General features: G+C 45.0%; 21 protein-coding genes and 1 pseudogene. 14 read left to right on the top strand and 8 right to left on the bottom strand.

Annotation, left to right across the window (positions count from 1 at the left end; genetic code table 11):
- Positions 1-242: 242 nt before the first annotated feature.
- A complete protein-coding gene (locus C504_RS0115535) occupies positions 243-827 on the top strand; it encodes an Arm DNA-binding domain-containing protein (protein WP_018690290.1) in 585 nt (194 codons plus the stop codon).
- A 268-nt stretch (positions 828-1,095) separates the two neighbouring features.
- Here the strand turns inward: C504_RS0115535 and C504_RS0115540 are convergent, their stop codons facing one another.
- Complete coding sequence (locus C504_RS0115540) at positions 1,096-1,455, bottom strand: response regulator (protein WP_018690291.1); 360 nt, start codon at positions 1,453-1,455, stop codon at positions 1,096-1,098.
- A 141-nt stretch (positions 1,456-1,596) separates the two neighbouring features.
- Here C504_RS0115540 and C504_RS0115545 point away from each other — a divergent pair, with 141 nt between their 5' ends.
- On the top strand, positions 1,597-2,655 hold the full coding sequence (locus tag C504_RS0115545; protein WP_018690292.1) for a sensor histidine kinase: 1,059 nt from the start codon (positions 1,597-1,599) through the stop codon (positions 2,653-2,655).
- A 102-nt stretch (positions 2,656-2,757) separates the two neighbouring features.
- Here C504_RS0115545 and C504_RS18080 read toward each other — a convergent pair whose 3' ends face one another.
- Positions 2,758-3,150: a response regulator transcription factor gene (locus C504_RS18080; RefSeq protein ID WP_018690293.1), complete on the bottom strand. Its 393-nt coding sequence runs from the start codon at positions 3,148-3,150 to the stop codon at positions 2,758-2,760.
- Positions 3,151-3,520: 370 nt separating this feature from the next.
- Between C504_RS18080 and C504_RS19130 the strand changes: the two are divergent.
- The 12 genes and pseudogenes from C504_RS19130 to C504_RS0115605 form a co-directional block, all read left to right on the top strand.
- Positions 3,521-3,640: pseudogene (locus C504_RS19130) on the top strand (DDE-type integrase/transposase/recombinase); the annotation flags it as partial.
- Positions 3,641-3,901: 261 nt separating this feature from the next.
- Positions 3,902-4,096, top strand: coding sequence for a DUF3008 family protein (locus tag C504_RS0115555; RefSeq protein ID WP_026317570.1), 195 nt, complete (start codon positions 3,902-3,904; stop codon positions 4,094-4,096).
- A 23-nt stretch (positions 4,097-4,119) separates the two neighbouring features.
- Positions 4,120-4,710: an exopolysaccharide biosynthesis protein gene (locus C504_RS0115560; protein ID WP_018690295.1), complete on the top strand. Its 591-nt coding sequence runs from the start codon at positions 4,120-4,122 to the stop codon at positions 4,708-4,710.
- Positions 4,711-4,846: 136 nt separating this feature from the next.
- The gene (locus C504_RS0115565) at positions 4,847-5,065 is read left to right on the top strand and encodes a hypothetical protein (RefSeq protein WP_018690296.1); all 219 of its coding nucleotides are present in this window, start codon (positions 4,847-4,849) and stop codon (positions 5,063-5,065) included.
- A 307-nt stretch (positions 5,066-5,372) separates the two neighbouring features.
- Complete coding sequence (locus C504_RS0115570; RefSeq protein ID WP_018690297.1) at positions 5,373-5,858, top strand: MgtC/SapB family protein; 486 nt, start codon at positions 5,373-5,375, stop codon at positions 5,856-5,858.
- A 286-nt stretch (positions 5,859-6,144) separates the two neighbouring features.
- Positions 6,145-7,803, top strand: a complete 1,659-nt coding sequence (locus tag C504_RS0115575; protein WP_018690298.1) for a sensor histidine kinase — start codon at positions 6,145-6,147, stop codon at positions 7,801-7,803.
- Positions 7,804-8,039: 236 nt separating this feature from the next.
- Positions 8,040-9,122 (top strand): endonuclease/exonuclease/phosphatase family protein, encoded by a 1,083-nt coding sequence (locus tag C504_RS0115580; protein WP_018690299.1) that lies wholly within the window; start codon positions 8,040-8,042, stop codon positions 9,120-9,122.
- Between the two features lie 201 nt (positions 9,123-9,323).
- Positions 9,324-11,609, top strand: a complete 2,286-nt coding sequence (locus C504_RS0115585) for an acyl-CoA dehydrogenase (protein ID WP_026317571.1) — start codon at positions 9,324-9,326, stop codon at positions 11,607-11,609.
- Positions 11,606-12,901 (top strand): acetyl-CoA C-acetyltransferase, encoded by a 1,296-nt coding sequence (locus C504_RS0115590; protein ID WP_018690301.1) that lies wholly within the window; start codon positions 11,606-11,608, stop codon positions 12,899-12,901. Before C504_RS0115585 ends, C504_RS0115590 begins: the two co-directional genes overlap by 4 nt.
- Entirely contained in the window at positions 12,901-14,973 is a 2,073-nt protein-coding gene (locus C504_RS0115595) for a 3-hydroxyacyl-CoA dehydrogenase NAD-binding domain-containing protein (RefSeq protein WP_018690302.1), read from the top strand. The genes C504_RS0115590 and C504_RS0115595 overlap by 1 nt, the downstream gene beginning before the upstream one ends.
- Positions 14,966-16,810 (top strand): acetyl-CoA hydrolase/transferase C-terminal domain-containing protein, encoded by a 1,845-nt coding sequence (locus tag C504_RS0115600; protein ID WP_156815979.1) that lies wholly within the window; start codon positions 14,966-14,968, stop codon positions 16,808-16,810. The genes C504_RS0115595 and C504_RS0115600 overlap by 8 nt, the downstream gene beginning before the upstream one ends.
- An 88-nt stretch (positions 16,811-16,898) precedes the next feature.
- A complete protein-coding gene (locus tag C504_RS0115605; protein WP_018690304.1) occupies positions 16,899-17,657 on the top strand; it encodes a flavodoxin family protein in 759 nt (252 codons plus the stop codon).
- Between the two features lie 77 nt (positions 17,658-17,734).
- Here C504_RS0115605 and C504_RS0115610 read toward each other — a convergent pair whose 3' ends face one another.
- From C504_RS0115610 to nhaC, 6 genes are all read right to left on the bottom strand, one after another.
- Entirely contained in the window at positions 17,735-18,352 is a 618-nt protein-coding gene (locus C504_RS0115610; RefSeq protein WP_018690305.1) for a hypothetical protein, read from the bottom strand.
- Between the two features lie 115 nt (positions 18,353-18,467).
- A complete protein-coding gene (locus tag C504_RS0115615; RefSeq protein ID WP_018690306.1) occupies positions 18,468-18,827 on the bottom strand; it encodes a PRC-barrel domain-containing protein in 360 nt (119 codons plus the stop codon).
- Positions 18,828-19,289: 462 nt separating this feature from the next.
- A complete protein-coding gene (locus C504_RS0115620; RefSeq protein ID WP_018690307.1) occupies positions 19,290-19,574 on the bottom strand; it encodes a BON domain-containing protein in 285 nt (94 codons plus the stop codon).
- A 193-nt stretch (positions 19,575-19,767) separates the two neighbouring features.
- A complete protein-coding gene (locus tag C504_RS0115625) occupies positions 19,768-20,286 on the bottom strand; it encodes a DUF421 domain-containing protein (protein WP_018690308.1) in 519 nt (172 codons plus the stop codon).
- 372 nt (positions 20,287-20,658) lie between these two features.
- Entirely contained in the window at positions 20,659-21,135 is a 477-nt protein-coding gene (locus tag C504_RS0115630; RefSeq protein ID WP_018690309.1) for a YciE/YciF ferroxidase family protein, read from the bottom strand.
- A 360-nt stretch (positions 21,136-21,495) separates the two neighbouring features.
- Positions 21,496-22,989 (bottom strand): Na+/H+ antiporter NhaC, encoded by a 1,494-nt coding sequence (gene nhaC / locus C504_RS0115635; RefSeq protein WP_018690310.1) that lies wholly within the window; start codon positions 22,987-22,989, stop codon positions 21,496-21,498.
- Between the last annotated feature and the right edge of the window lie 155 nt (positions 22,990-23,144).

The raw sequence follows: 23,144 nt of genomic DNA on the forward strand, positions 1-23,144 counted from the left end.
AAAAGCTAATTGATTGAAATTGCTTGAGAACTGGTGCTGTCGAAGAGATTTGAACTCTCGACCTCTCCCTTACCAAGGGAGTGACCTAGCGTTTTTCTACGTCCCTGACGGTGTTGCGCTATCTAGAATTGTATATTATATTCAGTTACTTAATTTCCTTTGTTGTATGCTGACGTTCATCGGTGTGTTTGTGAATACAGCGGTTTCTGTTACCCCACTGTTACCCAGAAATGAGGCTGGACATGAAGAAGCGGCTAACTGAACTTTCTATCCAGCGCTTATCTGTAAATGCAGGTGAAAGATACGATGTCTTCGATACATTGACGCCTGGATTGGTGCTCAGAGTCGGATCCAAAGGCCGCAAGTCGTGGTCTCTTATGTACAGAATTGCCGGTCGTGGTGAGGATGGTATGCGGGGCAAATTGCAGCGCCTGACACTAGGCCAGTACCCTATCGTTAAGTTGGAAGAGGCCCGTGAAAAAGCACGGATAGCATATCAGCACGCAGAGGAGGGGAATGATCCTTCGGATCTTAAAAAGTTAGAACTCTTGCGGCGTAACGCCTGCCGTTTTGAAGTGGTATGCGAAGAGTTTATCGAGCTTTATGTAAAGCCTCAAACGAAGAAGTGGAAAGATACTGAAAGTCTTCTAAGGCGCTTTGTGATTCCTGAATTTATAGGGCTTCAGATTTCCGAAATCGATAGAGGTAAATTCTTTCAGTTGCTTGATGCTGTGACCGCTAAGCGTGGTGAAGCTATTGCGCGTGAAGTTAGAAAGCATCTTGTCGCACTTTTGAACTGGTCTGCAGATCGCGAGACATTGCTGTAAACCTGCTGGCGGGTGCTAAAATGCCGAGCCTTGTTTACGACGGTGCGGATCACTTGTTTTCTAGCGCCGCTGGGCACAAGCCAATTTCAGGGTTTTCGAAAGCTAAAACTAGGATCGACCGAATAGTAGGCTTCTCTGATTGGACCTACCACGATATTCGCCGGACTGTTGCTACATAGCTTGCCAGAAGAAAATTACTAAACGAGGCTTCAATCGTTGCTTTGAATATTCTATCTGATCGCTAGCAAACTCTACTGGACAAAGTAGGTTAAATGATAGTTCCTAACCTGAATTTTTTTAATATATGAAATTTGTCGAGGAAAGTTACATCTGGAAATCTGCTGGCGAATTCAAAACAATCATCATTAATTGACGCTGAAATAACATAAAGCCTAGCATCTCCTACGTATTGTTCAATCGTAGGAAGAGTTTCACGAAAGTCGGCAAAAGGTCGTAACCTGTTATCTAGAAACACTGCGCTGTAATCACGTTGAGAAAACATTTCCACGCTTTCTTCCAGTGTCTCTGCAAAATAAAGTTCGTAGGCTCCCGGCGAAAGAAGATCAATATAAGCATGAAAAAGTTTTGCTTCATTTGGGTCGTCATCGATCAACAAAATATTCTTCATAGACGTCCACCTTTATATAACCATCTAAAAAACTATAGTATCATTTAATAATTGAAGCCATTTGTCCAATTGGTAAGATGCCGACTTTGGTGCCCTCAATGTGTAACAGTATGCATATGGGCCTTGCGCGAAAGTAGTTTTATGGAACAAAAAATTCATTTGGTTCTCAAAACAATTGATTTGTACCAAGTTCCTGTTTTTGTGCTTTCAGTAGATAAAGATGAAGTCATTCGTTTCGCTGGCCTGAACCAATTTCATCAAGATGCTACTGGTGTCAGTCAAGCGACTGTCGCAGGCAAAACCCCTCACGAAGTGTTCCCGGGTCGTACTGCAGATACGTTGATGCGCAATTACATGCATTGCGTGCGTACAGAGCAGTCTTATAATTATGAAGAAGTGCTGGCATTAGCAAAAGGGGAGCAATGGTGGAGCACAACACTTTCACCTATTTTCGAGAATGGTAGAATTACTGGTATAATCGGAGTTGCATGTGATAACACGCCTGCCAGAAAGTCGGAACAAGACTTGGCGGCAGCTGTGCAAGAAGTCAGTAAAATGAATGTGGATTTGCGAGCTCTTACATCCACCATGGCACACGATTTACGCGGTCCGTTGCGCCAAGCCAAACTTATCATGAGTATGGTATATGAAGGTTTTCAGGATTTAGGTGATAATAAAATTCAATTATTAGAAACAGGCAACGATGTAATTGATCGTGCTTTAGACTTCATTGATAGCAAACTTGGCCAAATCATTGAAAATAATGATCTTGATAACAATTCAATGGAAATTGATCTGGGGCATTGGTGTTCGGATATAATTGCAATACTTGATCCCCTGGCAGAATTGCAGATCGATTATCCTAATAATATTATACAATGTGAAAAGTTCATTATAGATATTGCCTTGCGTAATATAATTGAGAACGCAACCAAATATGCAGTCTCGCAGGTCCGGGTGGATATTAGCGATTGCGAGGGTAAAATTACATTCTCTGTCTCTGATGATGGCGTAGGCTTCAAAAAAGATTACTTTGAATCCTCAATGCCTTTGCCTACTAAGCAAAATAAAACAGGTTTCGGCCTGCCATTAACAAAATCATTGATCGAGGCTCGGCAAGGGCGTATTTGGTTAGATGAAGCGAAGCTAGCTGCAGGAGCGACGGTAAGTTTTTCATTAAAAGGAAAGATATTACGCTGATATGTAGCAGAAAATACTGGCGGACTTTGCCTCAAGAAAGGTTTTGAAATTTGCCTAAAACATCCTTGTATAAATTATAGGTCGAAGCTGAGGCTTTGGTATTTATAAGGTGTAAAGCAGTTCTTTTGCTAAATTTCTGTAGCTCGCCATTTCAGAAGGCTTCACTTTGTAGTCGTCGGCACCTAATTGAAGCGATTTAAGCCTGTCATAAGCGTTAGTGGAGCCGGAAAGCATGATAACTCGACTTGGAGTCGCTTTCACGATCGGAGCTAATTTCTCTAATACTCGAAAACCGTCGAGATGAGGCATGCTGATGTCAATTAATGTCAGGTCAGGTTCTATCTCTAGAAATTTAAAAACTGCAATAGTGCTGTCATGCTCCTCAAATACTGCGATATCACTTTCACATGAAAGAATACAGTTTTTGATGATTGAGCTGTCAAATGCGTCATCATCAATTATGAGTACGCTTCTTGTAACAGATTTCAGAACCATTTCTTCTCTTTAGCATAAAGGTGATGTCAGAGGAACTTGCCTTGATTTGTAATGCACCATAATTTTCAGCCATGACAACGAGAAACCCTTTCAAGTATTTTAAAATTTCGCCTGAAATCATCAAATTAGCGGTGATGAATTATGTTCGTTTTCCACTCAGTATGCGGCAAGTGGAAGATGTTTTGAACGAATGCAGAATCGACAATTGTCATGAAATAGTGTGATCTTGGTGGAACCGTTTTGGTCCATTGTTTGCCAAAGAAGTTGGGGAGCATAGGGCAGGGCGTCACTCAAATAGGCGTTGGCACATTGACGAGGTTTTTGTAAAAAAATCAGTGGTAAAAAATATTACCTCTGACGTGCCGTTGATCACGAAGGCACTTTGTTGGAAAGCTATATTTCAAAGCGTCGAGATCGTCGCGCGGCATCGAAAGTGTTGAGAAAATTGCTTTTTAACTACGGGTGTCCTGCTGATATCGTTGCGGATTAGTGATCCTCTTTCATTTCGCAAATACTCTTTACCGACTTAGATTATCGCCCGCGCGATTTGCCCGCAATTCAGCTTCCATTTTGCCTGAGCTACGTCGAATAAATTCTATTGGAGCTACGATTGTGGTTTTCAAAGGGGCCGCTCACCGTTGCTTATCGACATTCTCGATGCATTTTGCGCTCAATTACAGCAACATTTTCTAACTTCGTGCGTTTCTATGATGTTCAACTCAAAAGCCCAATCATAACACCGGAGGTTTTTATGCCTGCAAAATCCAAATCACAGCAAAAGGCAGCTGGTGCAGCTCTTTCGGCAAAGCGTGGCGAAACCAAAGTCTCTGAGCTGAAAGGCGCATCAAAAGAAATGTATGATTCAATGAAAGAGCAAGAGCTGGAAGACTTAGCGTCGACTGATCATGATGATTTGCCAGAAACTGTAAATAATGAGGATAATTGAGATGGAAACGGAGCAATGTACGTATGTGCGATGATAAAGCGAGTGGCAAACCAGGTCGCCTCAGCCGGATAGTGGATGAGGTAAAGTCGGGCTGCGAGGACGCAACCGACAAAATTAAAGTAACGGACTTGCTTTCAATTATCGGCGATAAAAGCCTGTTGCCTGCTATGTTGTTGCCCGCACTCATTGTTGCAACCCCGCTTTCGGGCATTCCTGGCGTTTCTTCTGTGGGCGGCCTGATTATAGCGCTATTTTCTTTTGAGCTTATATTTAATTTCCGAGAAATCTATCTCCCAAAAAAGCTGCGGTCGCATTCAATTGATCCGGATAAGCTTAGTCGTTCTATTGATAGAATTACGCCAATAATAAAGTGGATCGACAAGCACTCTCGGTCGCGAATACAATTTCTATTTCATCGACCGTTTATCTGGATTCCGCAATTGGTGTGCCTATTAACAGGGCTTTCAATGCCTTTTTTGGAATTTGTTCCTTTCTCCTCCTCAATCGCGGCGATAGGCGTGACGCTGCTTGTTATCTCTATGTTGACCGAGGATGGATTGTTTTTTCTCCTTGCGGTCTTGCCTTATGTTTTTGGTATTTATCTCATTGTGTAGAAGAACCAAGCTGAGAAGCTAATAAGTGACAGTGTGAGACAATCGCCTTGATGCTTGGGTGCCCCAAAAGCAATTATTTTCAGCAACTTTTTTCATGTCTGAGCATTGGTTTTAATAACAGCGAAGGGAGATGAAAATGACAAAAACTGAAAGATCTAATACCAATATCAAGGAAGTGGACTTGGCTCAGGACAAAATGGGCGACAATGACCTTCAGGCTAATGACCAACGCAATGTGCGCAACCAGCGCGAAGCGGTGCCGGATGTGAAGAAAGAGGCAGACGGTGTGGTAGAAAGTTTTGAGAAAATGGACAAAGACGTTCGCGCTAAGCGTGATCTCCATAAGAAGGCATAAGCTTAAATTAGCTGCAGTTGGTAGGCTGCAGCTTTTTTTTCGAGAAAAACGTCACATTAAGAAGTTAATCTTTTAGAGTTGTTTTCCAGCATTCCAGCGTTCATAATTTTATTATCTTCCCTTTCAGAAATATGACGCTTATCGCGTTAGAAGTTTCCGAAGATACTTTAGCTGTTCAGTTCTGCCTTTTGGTTTAATTCGGAACAACGGATCCTAGTATTCGCACCGATCACCAATTCGAAGATTTGCATGGGAACTTTACGCATATTTTGCCGTTTGGTTTTTAAATAAAAACTGGCGAGGTGAAATGTTCGAACAACTGAAAAGTGAATTTTCAACAATCAGCGATCCATCAATTCTTATCATCACAGTGCGGTTAATAGGTGCAGCCATTCTTTGCGGATTGATCGGTTATGAACGTGAGGTGCATAAAAATACCGCTGGTCTTCGCACAAATATGCTTGTTGGCGCCGCTGCCGCTTGTTTCGCAATAATTACGCTAACGATGTTGAATTCGCCCTTAGCTGGTGAAGATGTTCAAGCTGACCCAATAAGGCTTGTGGAAGCTGTTACAAACGGAGTCGCTTTTCTAGCTGCTGGAATCGTTGTCTTCACTCAGGGTAAAGTGAAGGGTCTTACAACTGGTGCCAGCATGTGGATTAGTGCTGCAATTGGATTGGCGGCAGGGCTTGGCTATTGGCCTATTGCGCTGATCACAACACTGCTTGGTGTTATTGTGTTAGCTTTTTTAAGACGTGTACAGTTTGCCGTTGGCATGAAAGATAAAAGCTAGCAATTTATATTATTAAGCCTCACTGCACTTGATTTAAACATGGAGTAGCAATGTGCAAGCGCTGAAATATTATCAGCAAGAACAAGCCGACACTGATCCATCGATCATCGATATCTAACAGCTATGATTTCCCCAGATAAAATTGATAATTCAAATCAATTCGATTGATAAGGCTCTGTTTTTAATTATCTTATTGAAGACCTCGTCATGCCGTGCATGAAAAGGATACCAACAATGGTAAATCTATTTGAGCATTCAATAAATTTGTATCGCTGCGAGGCAATAAATGAAGAGGTTTTCAATATCTGTTTGGCTAACAGCATTATTGTTTTTGCTATTTCTGCCACTTTTTTTGTTTTTCTTATTTCTGGTTGCGCAATTAAAAATATCTGAAGATGCAGCACTTGAGCGACGCACATTGAGGACGGCGGTTTCCGTTTCCCAAGGTACTCAACATATTATAGAGAGTATGACGCAAACCTTGAATGTAGTTTCCTCTGCTCAGGAATTAGCCGAAGGAAACCTACAAGATTTTCATGCGAAAACACGATTTGCACTTAAGGATACCGCAAATTTTATCATTGTTGTTCGTGAGGACGGCCAACAGCTATTAAACACGCGCGTTCCATACAACACGGAACTAGGTGCTATATCTGACTTAGCAGGTCTTGCCACTGTACTATCCCGTGATGATATTCACGTTTCCGGCATATTTAAGGGAAGGACGAGTGATCAATGGGTGTTTAACGTCACTAAAGCCCTGCCTCCTCGAAGTGAAACCACGGCAAGAGCGATCATAACCACACGCAATGCCCAAGAATTGGAAAGTGTTTTTCAGACAATATCACTGCCTAAATCTTGGATTGCTTCAATTGTGGACGGATCGGGACGCGTTGTGGTGTCATCAGACAGAACTAAAAAAAGCCCAGGTGATTTAGTTGGTGTTCCTGATAATGTCGATTTAGCAAGAGTGCTCTCTGACATTCAGCAAAATGAGTTCATGAGAGAAAAAGGAGATGTTTTAACAGTTGTAAAAGTGCGAGGATCAGATTGGAAGGTCATCGTTCAAGGACCAGTGGCTACGGCGCAAGAGTCGGTATATGACGCTTGGAAAATCTTGATTTTTGGAAGTCTATTCTTTGCAATTCTATCGGCCGTAGTTTTCTATCTTTTTTCATTTTACCTGCGAAAATCTATTCGCGGTATTGCTCGTATGGCGAAGCAATTAGGTACTGGGGAAATTGTATCCCCACTTGCCTCACGTATTTCTGAAATCGACACAGTGGCTAAAGCACTTTCCGATGCATCATTTGACCGTAGCCAACGCGAAGATACGATTACTCTGGTCATGCGCGAACTTGCCCATCGAACTAAAAATCTCATCGCTGTCGTCATTTCGATGGTTAGGCAAAGTTCCCGTCGCGCTAATTCAACTGAAGAAATGACAAAAACCCTAATTGACCGTGTCATGGGATTGGGTTTTTCCATTGACTTGCTGACTGCACGTGAGTGGGGCGGGGTGCCAATAAGTGACTTACTTGAAAAGCAATTATCAAATTTTGGTAATATAGGTCAAAATATCTGCCTTGAGGGGCCCGACATCAGTTTGCGTGCAGAAGCCGTACAGCATCTTGGTATGGCAATTCATGAGCTAGCAACAAATGCTGGTAAGCATGGAAGCTTGAGAGATGCTAACGGTCGCGTTGATGTCTCATGGAAAACATTCGATGTCGATGGTATCCAGAAATTAGAATTTCTTTGGCAAGAGCGAGGTGGACGAAAAGTAAAAATACCAAAAGACAAAGGCTTTGGCTCGCAAATATTAGAACGGTTTGCGGCGATGGCTCTTAATGGCGTAAGTACAATTACTTATGAACCCGCAGGATTGATATGGTCACTAACGGTTCCACTGGAGACGCTAACGGACCACCCGTCAAATTCGTAGAAGCGGTATCAACGGGTTATAAGCAAAATGTAGACCATTAGGAACACGCCAATTTTTGCATTCGTGGTTTTGGTCAAAAAGCTAATAGGAATTAGCGAATCTTTGCAACTAAGCAGGCCTCCTAAGAGTTAGACTGGAGCGGGTTCTGTAGTTTGTCTGCCCGCTTTCAGATATGAAGTACTATGGCCGAGTTTAGCTGTGCTTACCGCTAGATCGGGAGTAAGGGTGTAAAGTTCGTGATCTGGTTTTTAGGTTCTATTGCAGTGGTTTGCTTGCTAGCTAGCACTGTACCTTTATTGCCATTTGGACATGGCGCGGTGCGGGCCTTTGATTTCCCGCGGCTACAAATTGCAACACTCTCCGGCGTTACCTTCCTAATTGCTTTAATTGTTTTGCCTTATACGTTTAGTTCTGGGAGCGTTTTTTTGTTGCTGGTAGCGGCCTTAGCTTTGCAGCTCACAAAAATTGCAAAATTTAGTCCTTTATGGAAGCGTGTTGTTTGCACATTTGATGGGAATGAAGCCGACGTTTCGACCGTAAACTTGATGGTTTCCAACGTCAAAATGGGAAACCGTGAGTACGGCAGACTTATTCATTTGATCAAGCAACGCAATCCGGATATCGCGTTGTTGATTGAGGTTGATAATGCATGGATGGAAGCTCTTAGCGATATTGTTCAGGAGTATAAATATAATGTTTCCTGCCCAAGCGAAACAAGCTACGGAATGCTTATCGTCTCGAAATTTCCGCTCATATCGAGCCAAATAAACTATCTTTTGAAAAGTGAAGTTCCATCATTTGATATTGTCATGGAGCACGATAGTGGCGATCAGTTCCGATTAATTGCATTGCATCCTGAGCCTCCTGTCTTGACTAAAGACACCGTTGGTCGGGACGGCGAAATATCTATAGTTGCAAAAAAAGTGCGAGATTATGACGATCCTCTCATCGTTGCTGGCGATCTCAATGATGTCGCATGGTCGAGAACCACCCGCCGGTTCATGAGAGTTTCAAGGCTTTTAGATCCGCGAGAAGGACGCGGGATGTATAATACTTTTGATGCGCGATACATTTTTATCAGGTGGCCACTGGACCATATTTTTCATTCTGGTCACTTTAAAATAATACAAATGGAACGCATGCCAAAGATTGGCTCTGACCATTTCCCTATGTTCTATAAATTGGCGTTGGATGCAAAAAAAGCGCAATCTACAGAGATTAGTGATGCCGATAATAAAGATATCGATGAGACAGATGATGTTATTGAGGAAGCCAAAGATAAAGACGATGATGCCGTGGGTACTGATTGGGAGAAGTGAACGCGACAAATGTGGTCATTATTAAGAGAATAAATAGCTAGATTTTTGACATCTCATGAAATGAAACTAGGCCAATTAGTTTTGTGAAGCCGTTTAAAGGTATAGATCCGCGCACTCGGAAATGTACATACATACTATAATCCAGAAAATTCCAGGATTTGATCTGAGGCAATTGGAACTTTGGTTGCGTATACCGCGTTAATGACTTGGAGGTTCCTAGTCATGAATAGTTTGCGCGTGAAGATACTTACAAGACCAATTCACAGATGGGCGAAGAAGGCTCTGCCCGCACTGTCACAGACAGAAAGTGAAGCACTCACAGCTGGTGAAGTCTGGTGGGAAGCTGAACTGTTTTCTGGCAACCCGGATTGGTCTAAATTGCTGGATGTGAAGACGCCGCAATTGAGCGTTGAAGAACAACAATTCTTTGATGGTCCATGCCAAGAACTCTGCAGCATGATTGATGATTGGAAAATCAATCAAATTGACGGCGATTTGCCCGCAGAAGTCTGGCAATTCTTACGCGACAATAAGTTCTTTGGCATGATAATTCCCAAATCACATGGCGGGTTAGGATTTTCTGCTTTCGCTCACTCAGAGATAGTGCGTTACATTTCCACTCGTTCCGTTGCTGCTGCGGTTACTGTGATGGTGCCCAATTCGCTCGGCCCCGGTGAATTGCTTCACCAGTTTGGTACTGACGAGCAAAAAGACTACTGGCTCCCACGCTTGGCTGATGGGCGTGAATTACCTGCATTTGGCTTAACAAGCGCTGAGGCTGGTTCGGATGCGTCGGCAATGGTGGATGAAGGCGTTATCTGTAAAGGCCATTGGGACGGTGAGGAAGTGCTCGGTATTCGCCTCAACTGGGCCAAGCGGTACATCACGCTCTCACCCGTTTGTACCGTTTTGGGGTTGGCTTTTAAGCTCCGCGATCCTGATGCTTTTCTAGGTGATGAGGAAGAATTAGGCATTACGTGCGCATTGGTACCCACTGATCTTGATGGTGTTGAAACGGGTCGTCGCCACCTGCCATCATCGACAATGTTCATGAATGGACCCACGACAGGTAAAGATGTTTTCATACCGCTTGATTATATTATCGGAGGTCCTGAATTTACGGGCAAGGGCTGGATGATGCTAATGAGCGCACTTGCTGCAGGGCGGGGTATTTCACTACCGTCAATGGGGTGTGCGGCGATTGCTTATAGTGCTCATACGACAGGAGCTTATGCGCGTATTCGCGAACAGTTTAACCTTCCCATTGGTAAATTTGGTGGGGTTCAAGCTCGTATGGGACGCCTTGCGGCTGATGCGTATGCAATGGATGCTGCTCGACATTTAACATGTGCAGGTCTTGATGAAGGACGCGCTCTATCCGTTATATCAGCTATCATGAAGGCTCATGCTACGTTCAAGATGCGTGAAGCTATCAATGACGCAATGGATGTTCATTCTGGTAAGGCTGTAATTGATGGGCCTTCAAACTATCTCTTGCCACTCTATCGCGCTGTACCAATTGGAATTACGGTGGAAGGCGCAAATATCGTTACGCGCAGTTTGATAATTTTTGGGCAGGGGTCAATTCGTGCGCACCCCCATATGCTCGACAATATCTTGGCATTGCAGGAGAATGATCCACATAAATCACTTGAAATGTTTGATATATCATTTTGGGCGCATGTCGGCCACACAACCATGACTTTGTTTCGCGCTTGGGGCAGGGCATGGACAGGCGGACGATTTGCGCCTGCGCCTGATGCCGGAAAAGCAACGCCCATTTATCGACAGTTGGCGCGGTGGTCGGCTGCTTATGCGCTAACTGCTGATTTTGCATTTCTAACACTCGGCGGTGAACTCAAACGCAAAGAGATGATTTCTGGCCGTATGGGCGATATCCTATCAGAAATGTATATTCTATCGGCTGCTCTTAAACGGTGGGAAGACGAGGGGCGACAAGACGCAGATCTTCCCGTCTTAGAATATGCTGCAGCGGCAGGTTTGAAACGTGTTCAAGCGGCCTTGGATGAAGTGATAGATAATCTACCGGCCCGTTGGGCTGCTTGGATATTGAAGTTATTCACATTGCCTGGCGCAACGGTTGCCGGACCAAGCGATCAACTTGCAGCAATATGTAGTGACCTGATTTTTGAACCTTCTGCCACGCGCAACCGCATTACGGGGCAATTATTTAAAGGTGCCAATGGTGATGCTTTGCAGGTGCTCAACGATTGCTACGCTAAAGTGATAGATATGGCGCCAGTGATGAAGCGCTTGCGCGATGCGAAAAAATCACCTGAGGAAGCACTCGAAGCTGGATTGCTCGATGATGCGGAATGGGCAAATCTCAAAGAGATGAAGTCGCTTGTTGATAAGGTTGTTGCTGTCGATGAATATTCGCCGGACGAGTTTGCAGATTTATATCGCAACCCAACTGCAAAAGATAATCAATCTTCGGATGAGCGAGCGATAGAGGCTGCAGAATGAAAAAACATCAAAAGCAACGAGTGTTTCTTGTCGATGGCGCTCGAACACCTTTTTTAAAAGCACGCGGTGGTCCGGGGCCTTTTACTCCCGTTGATCTTGCTGTGCAGTGTGGGCGCCCTTTGCTGGCACGGCAATATTTTGACCGTAAAGTTTTTGATCTGGTTATCCTTGGCTGTGTCAATGTTATTGCAGATGAAATGAATCCTGCACGTGTGGCCGCGCTGCGTCTTGGACTTGGCGAACAGATGGTCGCGTTCACAATGCAGATCAATTGCGGCTCCGGTATGCAGAGTATTGATACAGCTTACCGCTATATACGTGATGGATCGCACCAAATGATTTTGGCTGGCGGCGCAGAAGCGCTCAGTCATTCTCCGTTGGTACTGCGCAATTCAGCAGTAGAATGGTTTGGCAGAATGAACGCTGCAAAAGGACCGCTGGAACAAGCGCGCGCAATGGCGGGAGTAAGGCCAGAGTTTCTCAAACCAGTAATTGGTCTGGAGCGCGGTCTGACAGACCCGATTACAGAGTTAAATATGGGACAGACAGCAGAAGTGCTCGCGCACCGTTTTAATATTGATCGTGAAAAGGCTGACACTTATTCCATGCAGAGTCATCACCGCTTAGCTAAAGCGCAAAATGACGGGACTTTGAACGGCGAAGTGATACCTGCCTTTGACCGAGACGGGGCGGTGTATGATCATGATGATGGCGTGCGCCCCGATAGCGATATGGCAGGGCTGGCAAAACTCAAACCGGTTTTTGAGAAACCTTATGGCAAGGTAACTGCTGGTAACTCAAGCCAGATCACAGATGGTGCAAGCTGGGTCATTCTGGCATCGCAAAAGGCTGTCGATGAGCATGGCTTGGAGCCGCTCGCCGAGATTACAGACAGCGAATGGGCAGCTTTGGACCCATCAATTATGGGCCTTGGGCCCGTCATGTCTGTGTCGCCGATCGTGCAGAGGCATAAGTTAAAACTTGAAGATATTGATGTATGGGAACTCAACGAGGCTTTCGCAGCACAATTGCTGGCCTGTCTAGCGGCTTGGGAAGATGTTGATTTTTGCCGTGAATTACTGGGCATGGACAATGCCTTTGGGCGCATAGACCGTGATCGGTTGAATGTTGATGGCGGAGCGATTTCATTGGGCCACCCTGTTGGCACCAGCGGCAACAGGATTGTGTTGCATTTGGCCAACGCTATGAAAAAGCGCGGTGCCAAACGCGGTATCGCAACCGAATGTATCGGCGGCGGCCTCGGCGGTGCAATGCTATTGGAGGCAGTTTAATGACGGGCGAAGTTCTCACATTTTTAAGCGAAAAAAAATTGGAATTGGGTCCGGCAGGCGCGCATATTGGTAATTGGCGCTCGGGCCGTGACGAAGCCGGTATTTTATGGCTTGTGCTCGACAAGGCGGACACAAATACCAATACGATTTCAGAAGATGTAATCCGTGAATTGGATGCGCATATCAGATCTGCAGAATCTGACCTGCCCAAAGCACTGGTTATCCGTTCGGCCAAAAAAACAGGTTTTGCAGCGGGCGCTGATATTACAAGTTTCGAAGCAATGTCGGGCAGCGGTGCAGCCGAATTGCTCCAGCAGGGCCATGATGTGCTGGACCGGATTGAGGCATTAAGCTGCCCAACGATTTGTATTGTGCATGGTCCAGCGCTTGGCGCAGGCTTTGAATTGGCGCTGGCATGCGATTACCGCATCGCGGTGGATGGTGCGACCTTTGCCTTTCCTGAAGTTCAACTGGGTTTGCACCCAGGGCTTGGTGGTACTTTCCGACTTCCGTCGTTGATTGATCCTACGGAAGCGATGACAATGATGCTGACCGGAAAAAAGGCATACACCAAGCGCGCGAAAACACTGGGTATTGCCGAACTTGTCGTGGAAGAGCGTCATGTCGCCAGTGCAGTTTGCGATGTTGCCGACGGTAATGTTGAAAAAACCAGACAAGGGCTAAAAGCCCGTGCGCTTGAATTTGATCAGGCGCGCAGTCTGGTGGCGCGTACCATGCGCAAAGAAACAGAAAAGAAGGCGCCCAAAGAGCATTACCCTGCGCCCTATGCTTTAGTTGATCTTTGGGAAGAGCATGGCACCGATGAGAAGAAAATGCAGGTAGCGGAAATCAGCTCTTTTGCAGATTTACTTAAAACAGACACGTCTAAAAATCTCAGACGCGTATTTTTCCTTCGTCAATCTCTGAAGGATGCTGCGCGCGGCGACGATCATATTGCACATGTGCATGTAATCGGGGCAGGGGCGATGGGCGCGGAAATTGCAACGGTCTGCGCTATCAAGGGTAAACAGGTCACGTTAAGCGATCTGGAAATCAATGCTCTTGGTAATGCCATTAAATTGGCAGCAAAAATCTGTAAAGCAAAGCATTTAAGCGATATCGAGACCCGTGATGCACTGGACCGTCTTATGCCGGACCCGAACGGCTATGGCATTGCGCAAGCTGATTTGATTATCGAGGCAGCGCCAGAACGCGTGGATATTAAGGAAGAAATTTATGCTGGACTTAAAGGTAAAATGAAGAAGGACGCTATATTAGCGTCCAATACATCCAGCCTTTCAGTTGATTTGCTTGCTACCTATGCACCACTGAATTCCTCTTTTGCTGGTTTGCACTTTTTCAATCCGGTGTCGAAAATTGACGTTGTGGAGGTTATCAAAGGAAAGGCGACAGATTCGCAAACCGCAAAACGCTTGGCTGCTTTTTGTGGTACGATTGGAAAATTACCCGCACAGGTGCGTGATTATCCTGGATTTCTCGTCAACCGCGCGCTCACACCGTACCTTATGGAAGCAATGGTGCTCATGGATGAAGGGGTTTCGAAGGAAGTTATAGATACTGCCGCGCTGCGCTTTGGCATGCCGATGGGGCCTGTAACATTAGCCGATCAAGTAGGCCTTGATATCGGCCTGCATGTGGCCGAGTCGCTTGCGGATAATCTCGACAAACCAATGGCGAAAATATCCGAAACGTTATGCCGTAAAGTTGAAAGCGGCGAAGTTGGCAAAAAATCTGGTAAAGGATTTTATGATTGGTCCGAAGGCACACCGCATCCGAAATTCGATGGAGAACTGCCGGCGGATTTGACTGACCGCCTGATTTTGCCGATGATTAATGCGTGTGTTGAAGTGCTACGCAAAGGTATCGCTGAGAGTGAAAATCAAGTGGATGGGACGATGATATTTGCAACCGGATGGGCACCGTTTCGCGGCGGTCCTATGCATTACGCTCATAGCCGTGGAGTATCAGAAATCGTCACAAGATTGAAGGAGTTGGAAGCCGCGCACGGCCCTCGTTTTGCACCGGATGACGGTTGGAACACCATTGGTTAAGCGGCCAAGTATTTATACTAATGCTGACAGGATGGCGCGGGCGCTGTTTGAACGTTTGGGTGATCATATTCGCCTTGCTTTGCCTTTGGGTTTAGGAAAGCCTGTAACGCTTGTGAACGCATTGACACGGCTCGCCGTTGCCGATCCTGATCTTAAATTGTCGATATTTACTGCGCTTACGCTGCAACGGCCCAAAACTGGATCGGACATAGAAAAACGCTTTTTAGAACCGGCTATGGAGCGTCTCTTTGGTCGATACCCGTCTTTGCTTTATGCAGATTTAATTGCTGCGAATAAATTGCCAAACAATATCGAAGTGTCAGAGTTTTTCTTTCAAGCCGCAACTTGGCTGGGCAATAGCTACGCTCAACGTCACTATATTTCCGCTAACTACACCCATGCCCGTGATGTGTTGATTGCACAAAATCCCAATTTGCTATCGCAACTTGTACCTCGCGATGGAAATCGCATCAGTCTTTCATGCAATACGGATATTTCGGCTGATCTGTTTGAAATGCGAAAGCAAGGGAAAATGGATTTCCTTGCTGTTGGTGAGTTGTGTGACGCGCTGCCATTTATGGACGGACCCGCGGCACTGCCTGAAAATGAACTGGAAATGATGCTGCAGCCGGCCGAGCAAATTGATTTGTTCTCGGCTGTGCGGCGACCTGTTTCAGACGCGCAGTATGCAATGGGGCTGCATGTGTCGCGAATGATTGTTGATGGCGGCACATTACAGATCGGTATCGGGGCGATTGGTGATGCTGTTGCCCATGCGCTGATGCTTCGCGATAAAGCGGCTCTGGGTGATGTTTGGAAAACGTCGCCCTTTGTGCTGAGTGGCGGCGAAATAGCACCTTTCAAAACGGGACTTTATGCGGTCAGCGAAATGCTGGTTGGCGGTCTTCTAGCTCTGTTTGAAAGCGGTATCATACGGCGCGAAGTTGATGGCGTTTCAATTCATGCCGGATTTTTCGTCGAAGCGCGCGACATGTATAAACAACTGCGTGCGATGGCCCCCTCTAAACGCGCAAAAATCGCGATGATGCCAGTCAGCTTTACCAATGCGCTTTACGGCGATGAGGAGGCTAAGCGCACTGCGCGTGTAGACGCACGGTTTATCAACAGTGCGATGAAAGTCAGCATTTTAGGCGATGCCATGTCGGATGCGGCCGAAACGGGGGCGGTTGTAAGCGGTATAGGTGGCCAATTTAACTTTTTTGAACAAGCATTTGCGCTGGATGATGGCCGCGCAATCCTAACTGTGCCAGCAACACGATTCAGTGGTGGCAAAACCACATCCAATATTGTGTGGCAATTGTCCGTCACATCAGTACCGCGCCATATGCGCGATATCGTCATCACAGAATATGGTGCAGCCGACTTGAGAGGGCAAACAGATGAAGAGGTCATCAAGCGCATGATCGCTATCACTGATAGTCGATTTCAGACTGCTCTCGTAAAAAAGGCAAAGAACTGCGGTAAGCTTTCGGAGAACTATCAGATACCAGAAGAGTTTAGAAACAACACGCCGCAAGCGCTTGAAAACTGGTTAACGCCTTATCGAGATGTGTTTTTGCCAGATTTTCCATTGGGTAGCGATTTTGAAGAGATTGAACGGGTTCTCTTGCCTGCGTTATCGCGCTTGTCACAAGCGACCACTAGTAAAATGGATTTGGTGAGATTGATTTGGTCTTCAGTTTTTGAAAGCGCCCATCCGAGCGAAGAGGATGCAATGGAAAGAATGGGCTTTGATCGTAAAAAACATTTTTTTGAAAGCCCTCAGGCGCGCGCGTTGCGAGGTGCATTGCGTCGAGTTAGCAAAAATAATTTTTGATTGTAGATGGTCATACGACCATCCCGTGAGACAATTAACTGGCAAAATTACATGAGCCCTAAAATCCCACAGTAGGAGTACTTTTATTATGACCTTGAATGAAACCCAATCAAAGTTGTGCGATGATAATCAAACTGACTTTTCGGACCTGAAAGCTGTCATTTTCAACACAAGCTTAAAGCGAGAAAAAGAGAAATCGCACACTAAATTGTTGCTCTCTGTGGCTGGCGAAATCATGTCACGTAACAGGGTTAGCGTGGAACATATTCATGCAGCTTCCCATCAAATCGCTTATGGGGTTTATCCAGATATGACCGACCATGGTTGGGACCGCGATGATTGGCCCGCGCTTTGGGAGAAAGTTGCCGATGCCGACATCTTGATCATAGGGACACCAATTTGGTTGGGCGAGGAGAGTTCCCTCTGCCGTGTTTTGATCGAACGATTATATGGTATGTCGGGGATGTTAAACGATAAAGGGCAAAGTGTTTTCTACGGCAAAACTGGAAGTGCGGTCATCACCGGCAATGAGGACGGGATCAAGCATTGCGCGATGACAATCCTATATGCGCTTGGACATCTAGGCTATATGATTCCACCGCAGGCCGATTGTGGTTGGATCGGTGAGGCTGGTCCTGGTCCATCATATGGTGATGACATTGAAGGAGGGCCTGCAGGCTTTAATAATGATTTTACGCAGCGCAATGCAACGATCATGACATGGAACCTTATGCACACGGCGCGGATGCTCAAAGACGCCGGTGGATTGCCTAATCACGGTAACGACCGTAACGCTTGGAAGGCCGGTTGCCGGTTCGATTATGAAAATCCAGAGCACCGAAGATGAACAAATTTATCGTATAAAAAAGCCATAAAGGCGTGTGGCGAGGATAACTTGACGATAAAATGGTCTTATATGAACAGTCACTTGTTTAAATAGCGAAGTAGTTTATTTTTTAGTTGATATCGACCCCACCAACCTCGAATTTGAGTTGCGTAAAGCGTTGTCGGTCTAATCCGATATTCGTTATTATCGCATCTTAAGACAAATTTGCGATATGCCGCAACGATATTGGTACTTGCAGCTGTAATTGCGGCTACCTTAATTTCGATGCCCTCGAAATTATTGATATCGTATCCTTCGTAAGTGTTATGCTTCACGCGTTGTAGTATGTTTTCCACACTTCCTATGTCGACAAACTCGCCGCTATTGAGCGGACCTTGAAGAGTGGTTGCACTGGGCGATTTTAATTCTTCAACGGTGACTTCTGTGCGATTAGCAATGGAGGTTTCGTGAGTACCATCCTTTGTATGTACGGTTAAAATAATTTCCAAAATATAGATCGGTTCAAATCCAAGATTGCTGACAAACACCCGAGCATTCAAATTTTGACTGCCACCTAAATGTATGAGAATTTCTGTGCGGCGCTGTCTTCTAAGGCCGGAGACAAGTATCTGTAAGTAAAACAGCCATACAAAAGCTGTGAGAATAGCCATGACAGTTTGAATTGCCGCGCTATTATCTAGCAGCCATTGCCACATGTTAGTCTTCCCAAAATGTTGAGTTATTTATTATGATGTGACTTGAAGTAATTTCGTTATAGATAAATGGAACCCGTAATCAAACATTGGATGATTACGGGTTAGATCTAGATATTTAGAATGCGCCCCAATACGGCGTTACGGCATAATATTCATGCGTTCTTTTTTCCCAGTCCGGATCATCTTGCCAGTTTTCGGTGCGTGAGGGCGAACCTTTTAGCTGCTCTTCAGTAATGTCAGTGATGTAACCTTCCTTCGCGGTATCATAACGAAGTTTTGCCCAAGGTATGGCGTGCGATTCTTCGCCCATGCCGAGAAAACCACCAAAGTGCATTACAGCGTACGCTACATGGCCTGATTTTTTATCTATCATGAGGTGATCGATATGTCCGACGTTGTCTCCGTCGTTACCATAGACTTCAGTTCCATTTACGTCTTTTGAGGAAATGATATTCGATTTTTTGCTTGTAGTCATTATCGTATCCTTATCTTGCCAGTTCACATAATAAATAAAAATAGGGTCAGATTGTTCCTCGTTTTAGAGGTAAAATCTGAATACGATTTAGAACTTTTCGTGAATTATCGATCTACCAAATCCGTACTTTCGAAGCGATTCCAAGCATCAATTTGAGAAGGGAATCTAGAAAATGCACAACTCAAGGGAGGGGATTTAAGTCACATACTGAAAGAATGAAAATCTGATGCATCGCTCGCCAAAGTTATCACTTAGGTTTCTAGAAGGAAATTCACGTGAACTTAGGTAGGTTAATATTTCTGTTCACAGATAACATGGAATGTCACTGCCGTTTACTTTAGCAAATACGAAAAAATTTAAAACACTGTGATATACCAGTTTGAAGTCATCAGCTCTGTCGCTTCGGATTTTGAAGGTCACTCCTTTCACGATGCGCATCAGCTAATGAGAACGATAGCTTTATTACTCCGGCACAATGTTGCTAACACGGATAGAAATATGGCTTTGCACATTCTCTACCCCATTTACAGCGGAGGCAATATCGAGGCACCTTTGAACTTCCGTGGCTTGTGACAAATATCCACTCAATATTACATGTCCACCAGATGTCACTGTAACCTCTACATCGACGGCATCGACCCTGCCATCGACAGCTAAAGCTTCTGCGATTTGTGCTTCAAGCTTAGCTTCATAGCCTTTTGCAGCGCCGGCAGGTTCGCCGAAAAATTCGGGTTCTTTGTAAACCATTTGTGCTCGCTTTCCATAGTTCGAAGAAATTTCATTTTATATTTCTTATAGAGGGATTTACTCGCCAACTAACGTTGAAGTCTTTTGTTCCAAAAAAAGAATTTATCAGAGCGGCACGATACGTAAGTTCTGCGCTGAGAAAACTGCATGTACCCATGTCGGGATTCATCCAAGTCAGTGAAAGGAGATAGAATTAATCGAATTTGCGAACACCTAAAAGCAATTGCGTTTGTAGTTTTTCACCATGAAGAACCGAAATGTCGCCTGTAGTTTCTAAAATAACAGCACGCACTTGTGCGAAGTCGAGGACGTTTGCCTCTCGTAGCTTTGCTACTACATCTTCTTCAGCAACACGTGTGGCCTTCAATGCATCGTGTAAAAATTCACCATTCCTCATAAGTAAGACTGGTTGATTTTCAACGGTCGACTTAAATATAGCTGAAGCCTTTCGCAAACGGGCAGCAGCATATTGAATTCCTAGAAGACTTGAAATAGCGACGCAGGGCTGCAGAAATGCCACCCAGTTCGAGGCTTGGCTTGCCCCCGCTAAGAGGGATCCAGTTGCCACAGTTACCACGAAATCGAATGGTGTCATTTTTGAAAAAGAACGTAAGCCAATAATTCGAACCACGAATATGATCCAAACAATTGCCAAGATTGATAAGAGCACTGCTCTTATAATCGTGTCATAAGGTTCAATCGATAAAAACATGTTCAGCGCCTTTGGGTGTGGGTCGATTGTACCTTCAGTGATGGTGGTGTCTCTGGTTTCCATTTAATCAATGTAATTAGAGGTATCAGACTGCTGGATATTAAATTAATCAAAGCTCAAGCGGTACATTATTAAGTCGGTCATTGAAAACACAGTGAGCAATCGTAGGCAGCTTTATGAGGGCGGGCGTATTAGAAGCCCATCGGAACTGTTAACTAGTTCGTTGCGATCTATGACTTTTACCTTTGCCTTATGATCGGCAAATTACTACCTTGATATTGCTGCACGCCAATAGAGCTATTGGCGTGCAAAAAAGTACGAGGCAACGCGATTATGGTAAATTCCCATTTTCGCCACTATTGATTTAATGCTTTAATCAGCTTGATTGATGCTCGATACAGCGAGATTAGTAAGTTTACTATTAGCTGCCTTTTCTTGGTCCAATATACTAGTAAGCAATTCATGAGCTTCCGTATGTCCTAGCACTTTTGCCCATTCACGCAGTGTTCCATATCGCGCTATTTCGTAGTGCTCGACAGCCTGACACGCGGCCAGAAGCCCTGCGTTTTTTGCCTCCCCAGTCGCTTCATCCATGAGCCCTTCAGCTTCTTTGATCAGGCCTTCTATAGCGTCGCACTTTTCACCAGATGCGCTTTTACCTATGGATTTGAAAACTTTTTCAAGTGTTTTTATTTGACCTTTTGTTTCCTCTAAATGCTCTTCAATTGCTGTCTTAAGTTTTTTACCGTTTGCAGCGTCGTGCACCTTAGGTAGAGCTTTGATCAAGGCATTTTCTGCATAATAAACATCTTGTAAAGTGTGTTCGAAAATATCTGATAGCGTTTTCATTTTTGATCCCTTCTGTGTTTCTACTTGAAGAACTGTAGAACGATGGGTCACAACAAAAGTTCCGCACCGATGACGTTTAACGGTGCGGATTACTGCTTAAAGATAAACCTCAACAATGTAATTATGATGTTGATCTGATGGAGATTACATTATGCAGTAAGTCCTTTTCTCTTGCATGTTATGAGTCTTCACAGCGGTAAGCTTATTCACGATATACGTGTTTATTTTGCCCTGATCTGGGCGCACAACCCACATCGCTCAGAATGAATTACTCGGGAAACACACCAGATGAACGCTTTAAAGTTTAGAAGCAGATCTGGCCCGCAATGACCAGCGCTATACTGACTCACCCCCATCAACTTAGGTAACTGCAGTCTCATCATAAGCAAGTTCGTGATCACCAAGATCCATTATCTCTTCGTTCTGCTTTGCCCATTCTGAACGGTCCTTTTCGGTTGCCATAGGCGAAAACAAGTTGGTCAACGCATAGAATATACCGATCAGCGGAGCAGTCCAGCAGGCAAAAGCGAGAGGAATATAAAGTAGATTAGTCATGTTGCCATCCATAACGCCCAAACTAAGTGCTGAGATCACGAAAGCGCCGCCTGCGTTCCATGGGATCAGTGGGCTCATCATCGTTCCGCCTTCTTCAACCGCCCGACTAAGGTTTAATGTTGAATACCCCATGCCGCGGTAAAGAGGTGCAAACATCCGACCTGGTAAGGCGATAGAGATGTAGGGATCTCCTGCAACCATATTAGTCGCAAACGCGGTACCAATTGCCGACGTTTGCACAGCGGCAAAGCTTTTCACGCGGCTGATGATCGCCATAATAATAGCTTCCAAGCAACCGGTCCGCTCCAAAGCGCCGCCAAACCCAAGCGCAATCAGCATCAGAGAGATGGTCCACATCATAGATTGAATACCACCTGCATTGAGAAGAGTATCAATATCCGCGATACCCGTTTCGATAGAATAACCTGATTGTGCGAACGTGAACACATCATGAAGGCCAACACCCTGCCAGAAGATTGCGACAATGGCACCTGCAATCACACCTGCAAAAAGAGATGGCAGCGGTGGTTTTTTCATGAGTGCCAGCCCTACCACAATTACTGCTGGAATTAGCGGTACAAAACCAAGATTAAACCGCTCTGTTAGTCCAGATGTAATCTGATTGATGCTGGTGACATCGCCAACGGTTTCACCAATCAGCAAAAATCCAGCAGCAATGTAAATCGTCAGTGCAATCAGCATCGCCGGTACTGTTGTTGGTAACATGTTCTTAATATGGTCGAAAACATTTGTGCCAGTGACCGCCGGAGCCAGATTGGTGGTATCGGACAATGGCGACACTTTATCGCCGAAAAAAGCCCCCGAAACAACAGCACCTGCAGTCCAATAAGCAGGAATGCCGAAGCCTGCACCGATGCCCATCAGAGCCAAGCCAATCGTACCAACTGTCCCCCAGCTCGTTCCCAGCGAAAGCGAAACAACAGCACAAAGAATCATTGCAGCAGCCAGAAAAATAGAAGGTGTAAGCAACGTGAGGCCGTAGTAAATTAACGTAGGCACAGTACCCGATGCTATCCAGACACCGATAATCATTCCAACAACGATCAATACGGCCAGAGAGGGCATCGAAACATGTATTACGTGGAAAACACCTTCTCGGATATCCATCCAACCTTGTCCGCGCAGCACACCTAGCAAAGAAGTAATGGCTAAGCCCAAAATTAAGGGGATGTGAGGCGTAAAATCACCATAGTAGAACAGCTGAAGTGCAAGTAAACCAAGTGTCAATACAACTGGTAAAAGCGCCAGAGGTAGAGATGGCAGGTTATTTTTATCCATTTTATCTGTTTCCCTAATTACTATTGTTATGCCGTGATATGCATACTTATAGTTTCTTACTTATTGCAGGAATGAAAAATGGAAAGGCCAGACTTTTCAGTAACAAAGTTTATTCATACTGCTTGCGCGATTTATTCCATATTTTAGGGCTCTTA

The sequence above is a fragment of the Ahrensia kielensis DSM 5890 genome (assembly GCF_000374465.1).
Taxonomy (GTDB): Bacteria; Pseudomonadota; Alphaproteobacteria; order Rhizobiales; family Rhizobiaceae; genus Ahrensia; species Ahrensia kielensis.

Coding starts and splice junctions, on each gene's coding strand:
- C504_RS0115535 (WP_018690290.1), top strand. CDS start 243: ATGAAGAAGCGGCTAACTGAACTTTCTATCCAGCGCTTATCTGTAAAT.
- C504_RS0115540 (WP_018690291.1), bottom strand. CDS start 1,455: ATGAAGAATATTTTGTTGATCGATGACGACCCAAATGAAGCAAAACTT.
- C504_RS0115545 (WP_018690292.1), top strand. CDS start 1,597: ATGGAACAAAAAATTCATTTGGTTCTCAAAACAATTGATTTGTACCAA.
- C504_RS18080 (WP_018690293.1), bottom strand. CDS start 3,150: ATGGTTCTGAAATCTGTTACAAGAAGCGTACTCATAATTGATGATGAC.
- C504_RS0115555 (WP_026317570.1), top strand. CDS start 3,902: ATGCCTGCAAAATCCAAATCACAGCAAAAGGCAGCTGGTGCAGCTCTT.
- C504_RS0115560 (WP_018690295.1), top strand. CDS start 4,120: ATGTGCGATGATAAAGCGAGTGGCAAACCAGGTCGCCTCAGCCGGATA.
- C504_RS0115565 (WP_018690296.1), top strand. CDS start 4,847: ATGACAAAAACTGAAAGATCTAATACCAATATCAAGGAAGTGGACTTG.
- C504_RS0115570 (WP_018690297.1), top strand. CDS start 5,373: ATGTTCGAACAACTGAAAAGTGAATTTTCAACAATCAGCGATCCATCA.
- C504_RS0115575 (WP_018690298.1), top strand. CDS start 6,145: ATGAAGAGGTTTTCAATATCTGTTTGGCTAACAGCATTATTGTTTTTG.
- C504_RS0115585 (WP_026317571.1), top strand. CDS start 9,324: ATGACTTGGAGGTTCCTAGTCATGAATAGTTTGCGCGTGAAGATACTT.
- C504_RS0115590 (WP_018690301.1), top strand. CDS start 11,606: ATGAAAAAACATCAAAAGCAACGAGTGTTTCTTGTCGATGGCGCTCGA.
- C504_RS0115595 (WP_018690302.1), top strand. CDS start 12,901: ATGACGGGCGAAGTTCTCACATTTTTAAGCGAAAAAAAATTGGAATTG.
- C504_RS0115605 (WP_018690304.1), top strand. CDS start 16,899: ATGACCTTGAATGAAACCCAATCAAAGTTGTGCGATGATAATCAAACT.
- C504_RS0115610 (WP_018690305.1), bottom strand. CDS start 18,352: ATGTGGCAATGGCTGCTAGATAATAGCGCGGCAATTCAAACTGTCATG.
- C504_RS0115615 (WP_018690306.1), bottom strand. CDS start 18,827: ATGACTACAAGCAAAAAATCGAATATCATTTCCTCAAAAGACGTAAAT.
- C504_RS0115620 (WP_018690307.1), bottom strand. CDS start 19,574: ATGGTTTACAAAGAACCCGAATTTTTCGGCGAACCTGCCGGCGCTGCA.
- C504_RS0115625 (WP_018690308.1), bottom strand. CDS start 20,286: ATGTTTTTATCGATTGAACCTTATGACACGATTATAAGAGCAGTGCTC.
- C504_RS0115630 (WP_018690309.1), bottom strand. CDS start 21,135: ATGAAAACGCTATCAGATATTTTCGAACACACTTTACAAGATGTTTAT.
- nhaC (WP_018690310.1), bottom strand. CDS start 22,989: ATGGATAAAAATAACCTGCCATCTCTACCTCTGGCGCTTTTACCAGTT.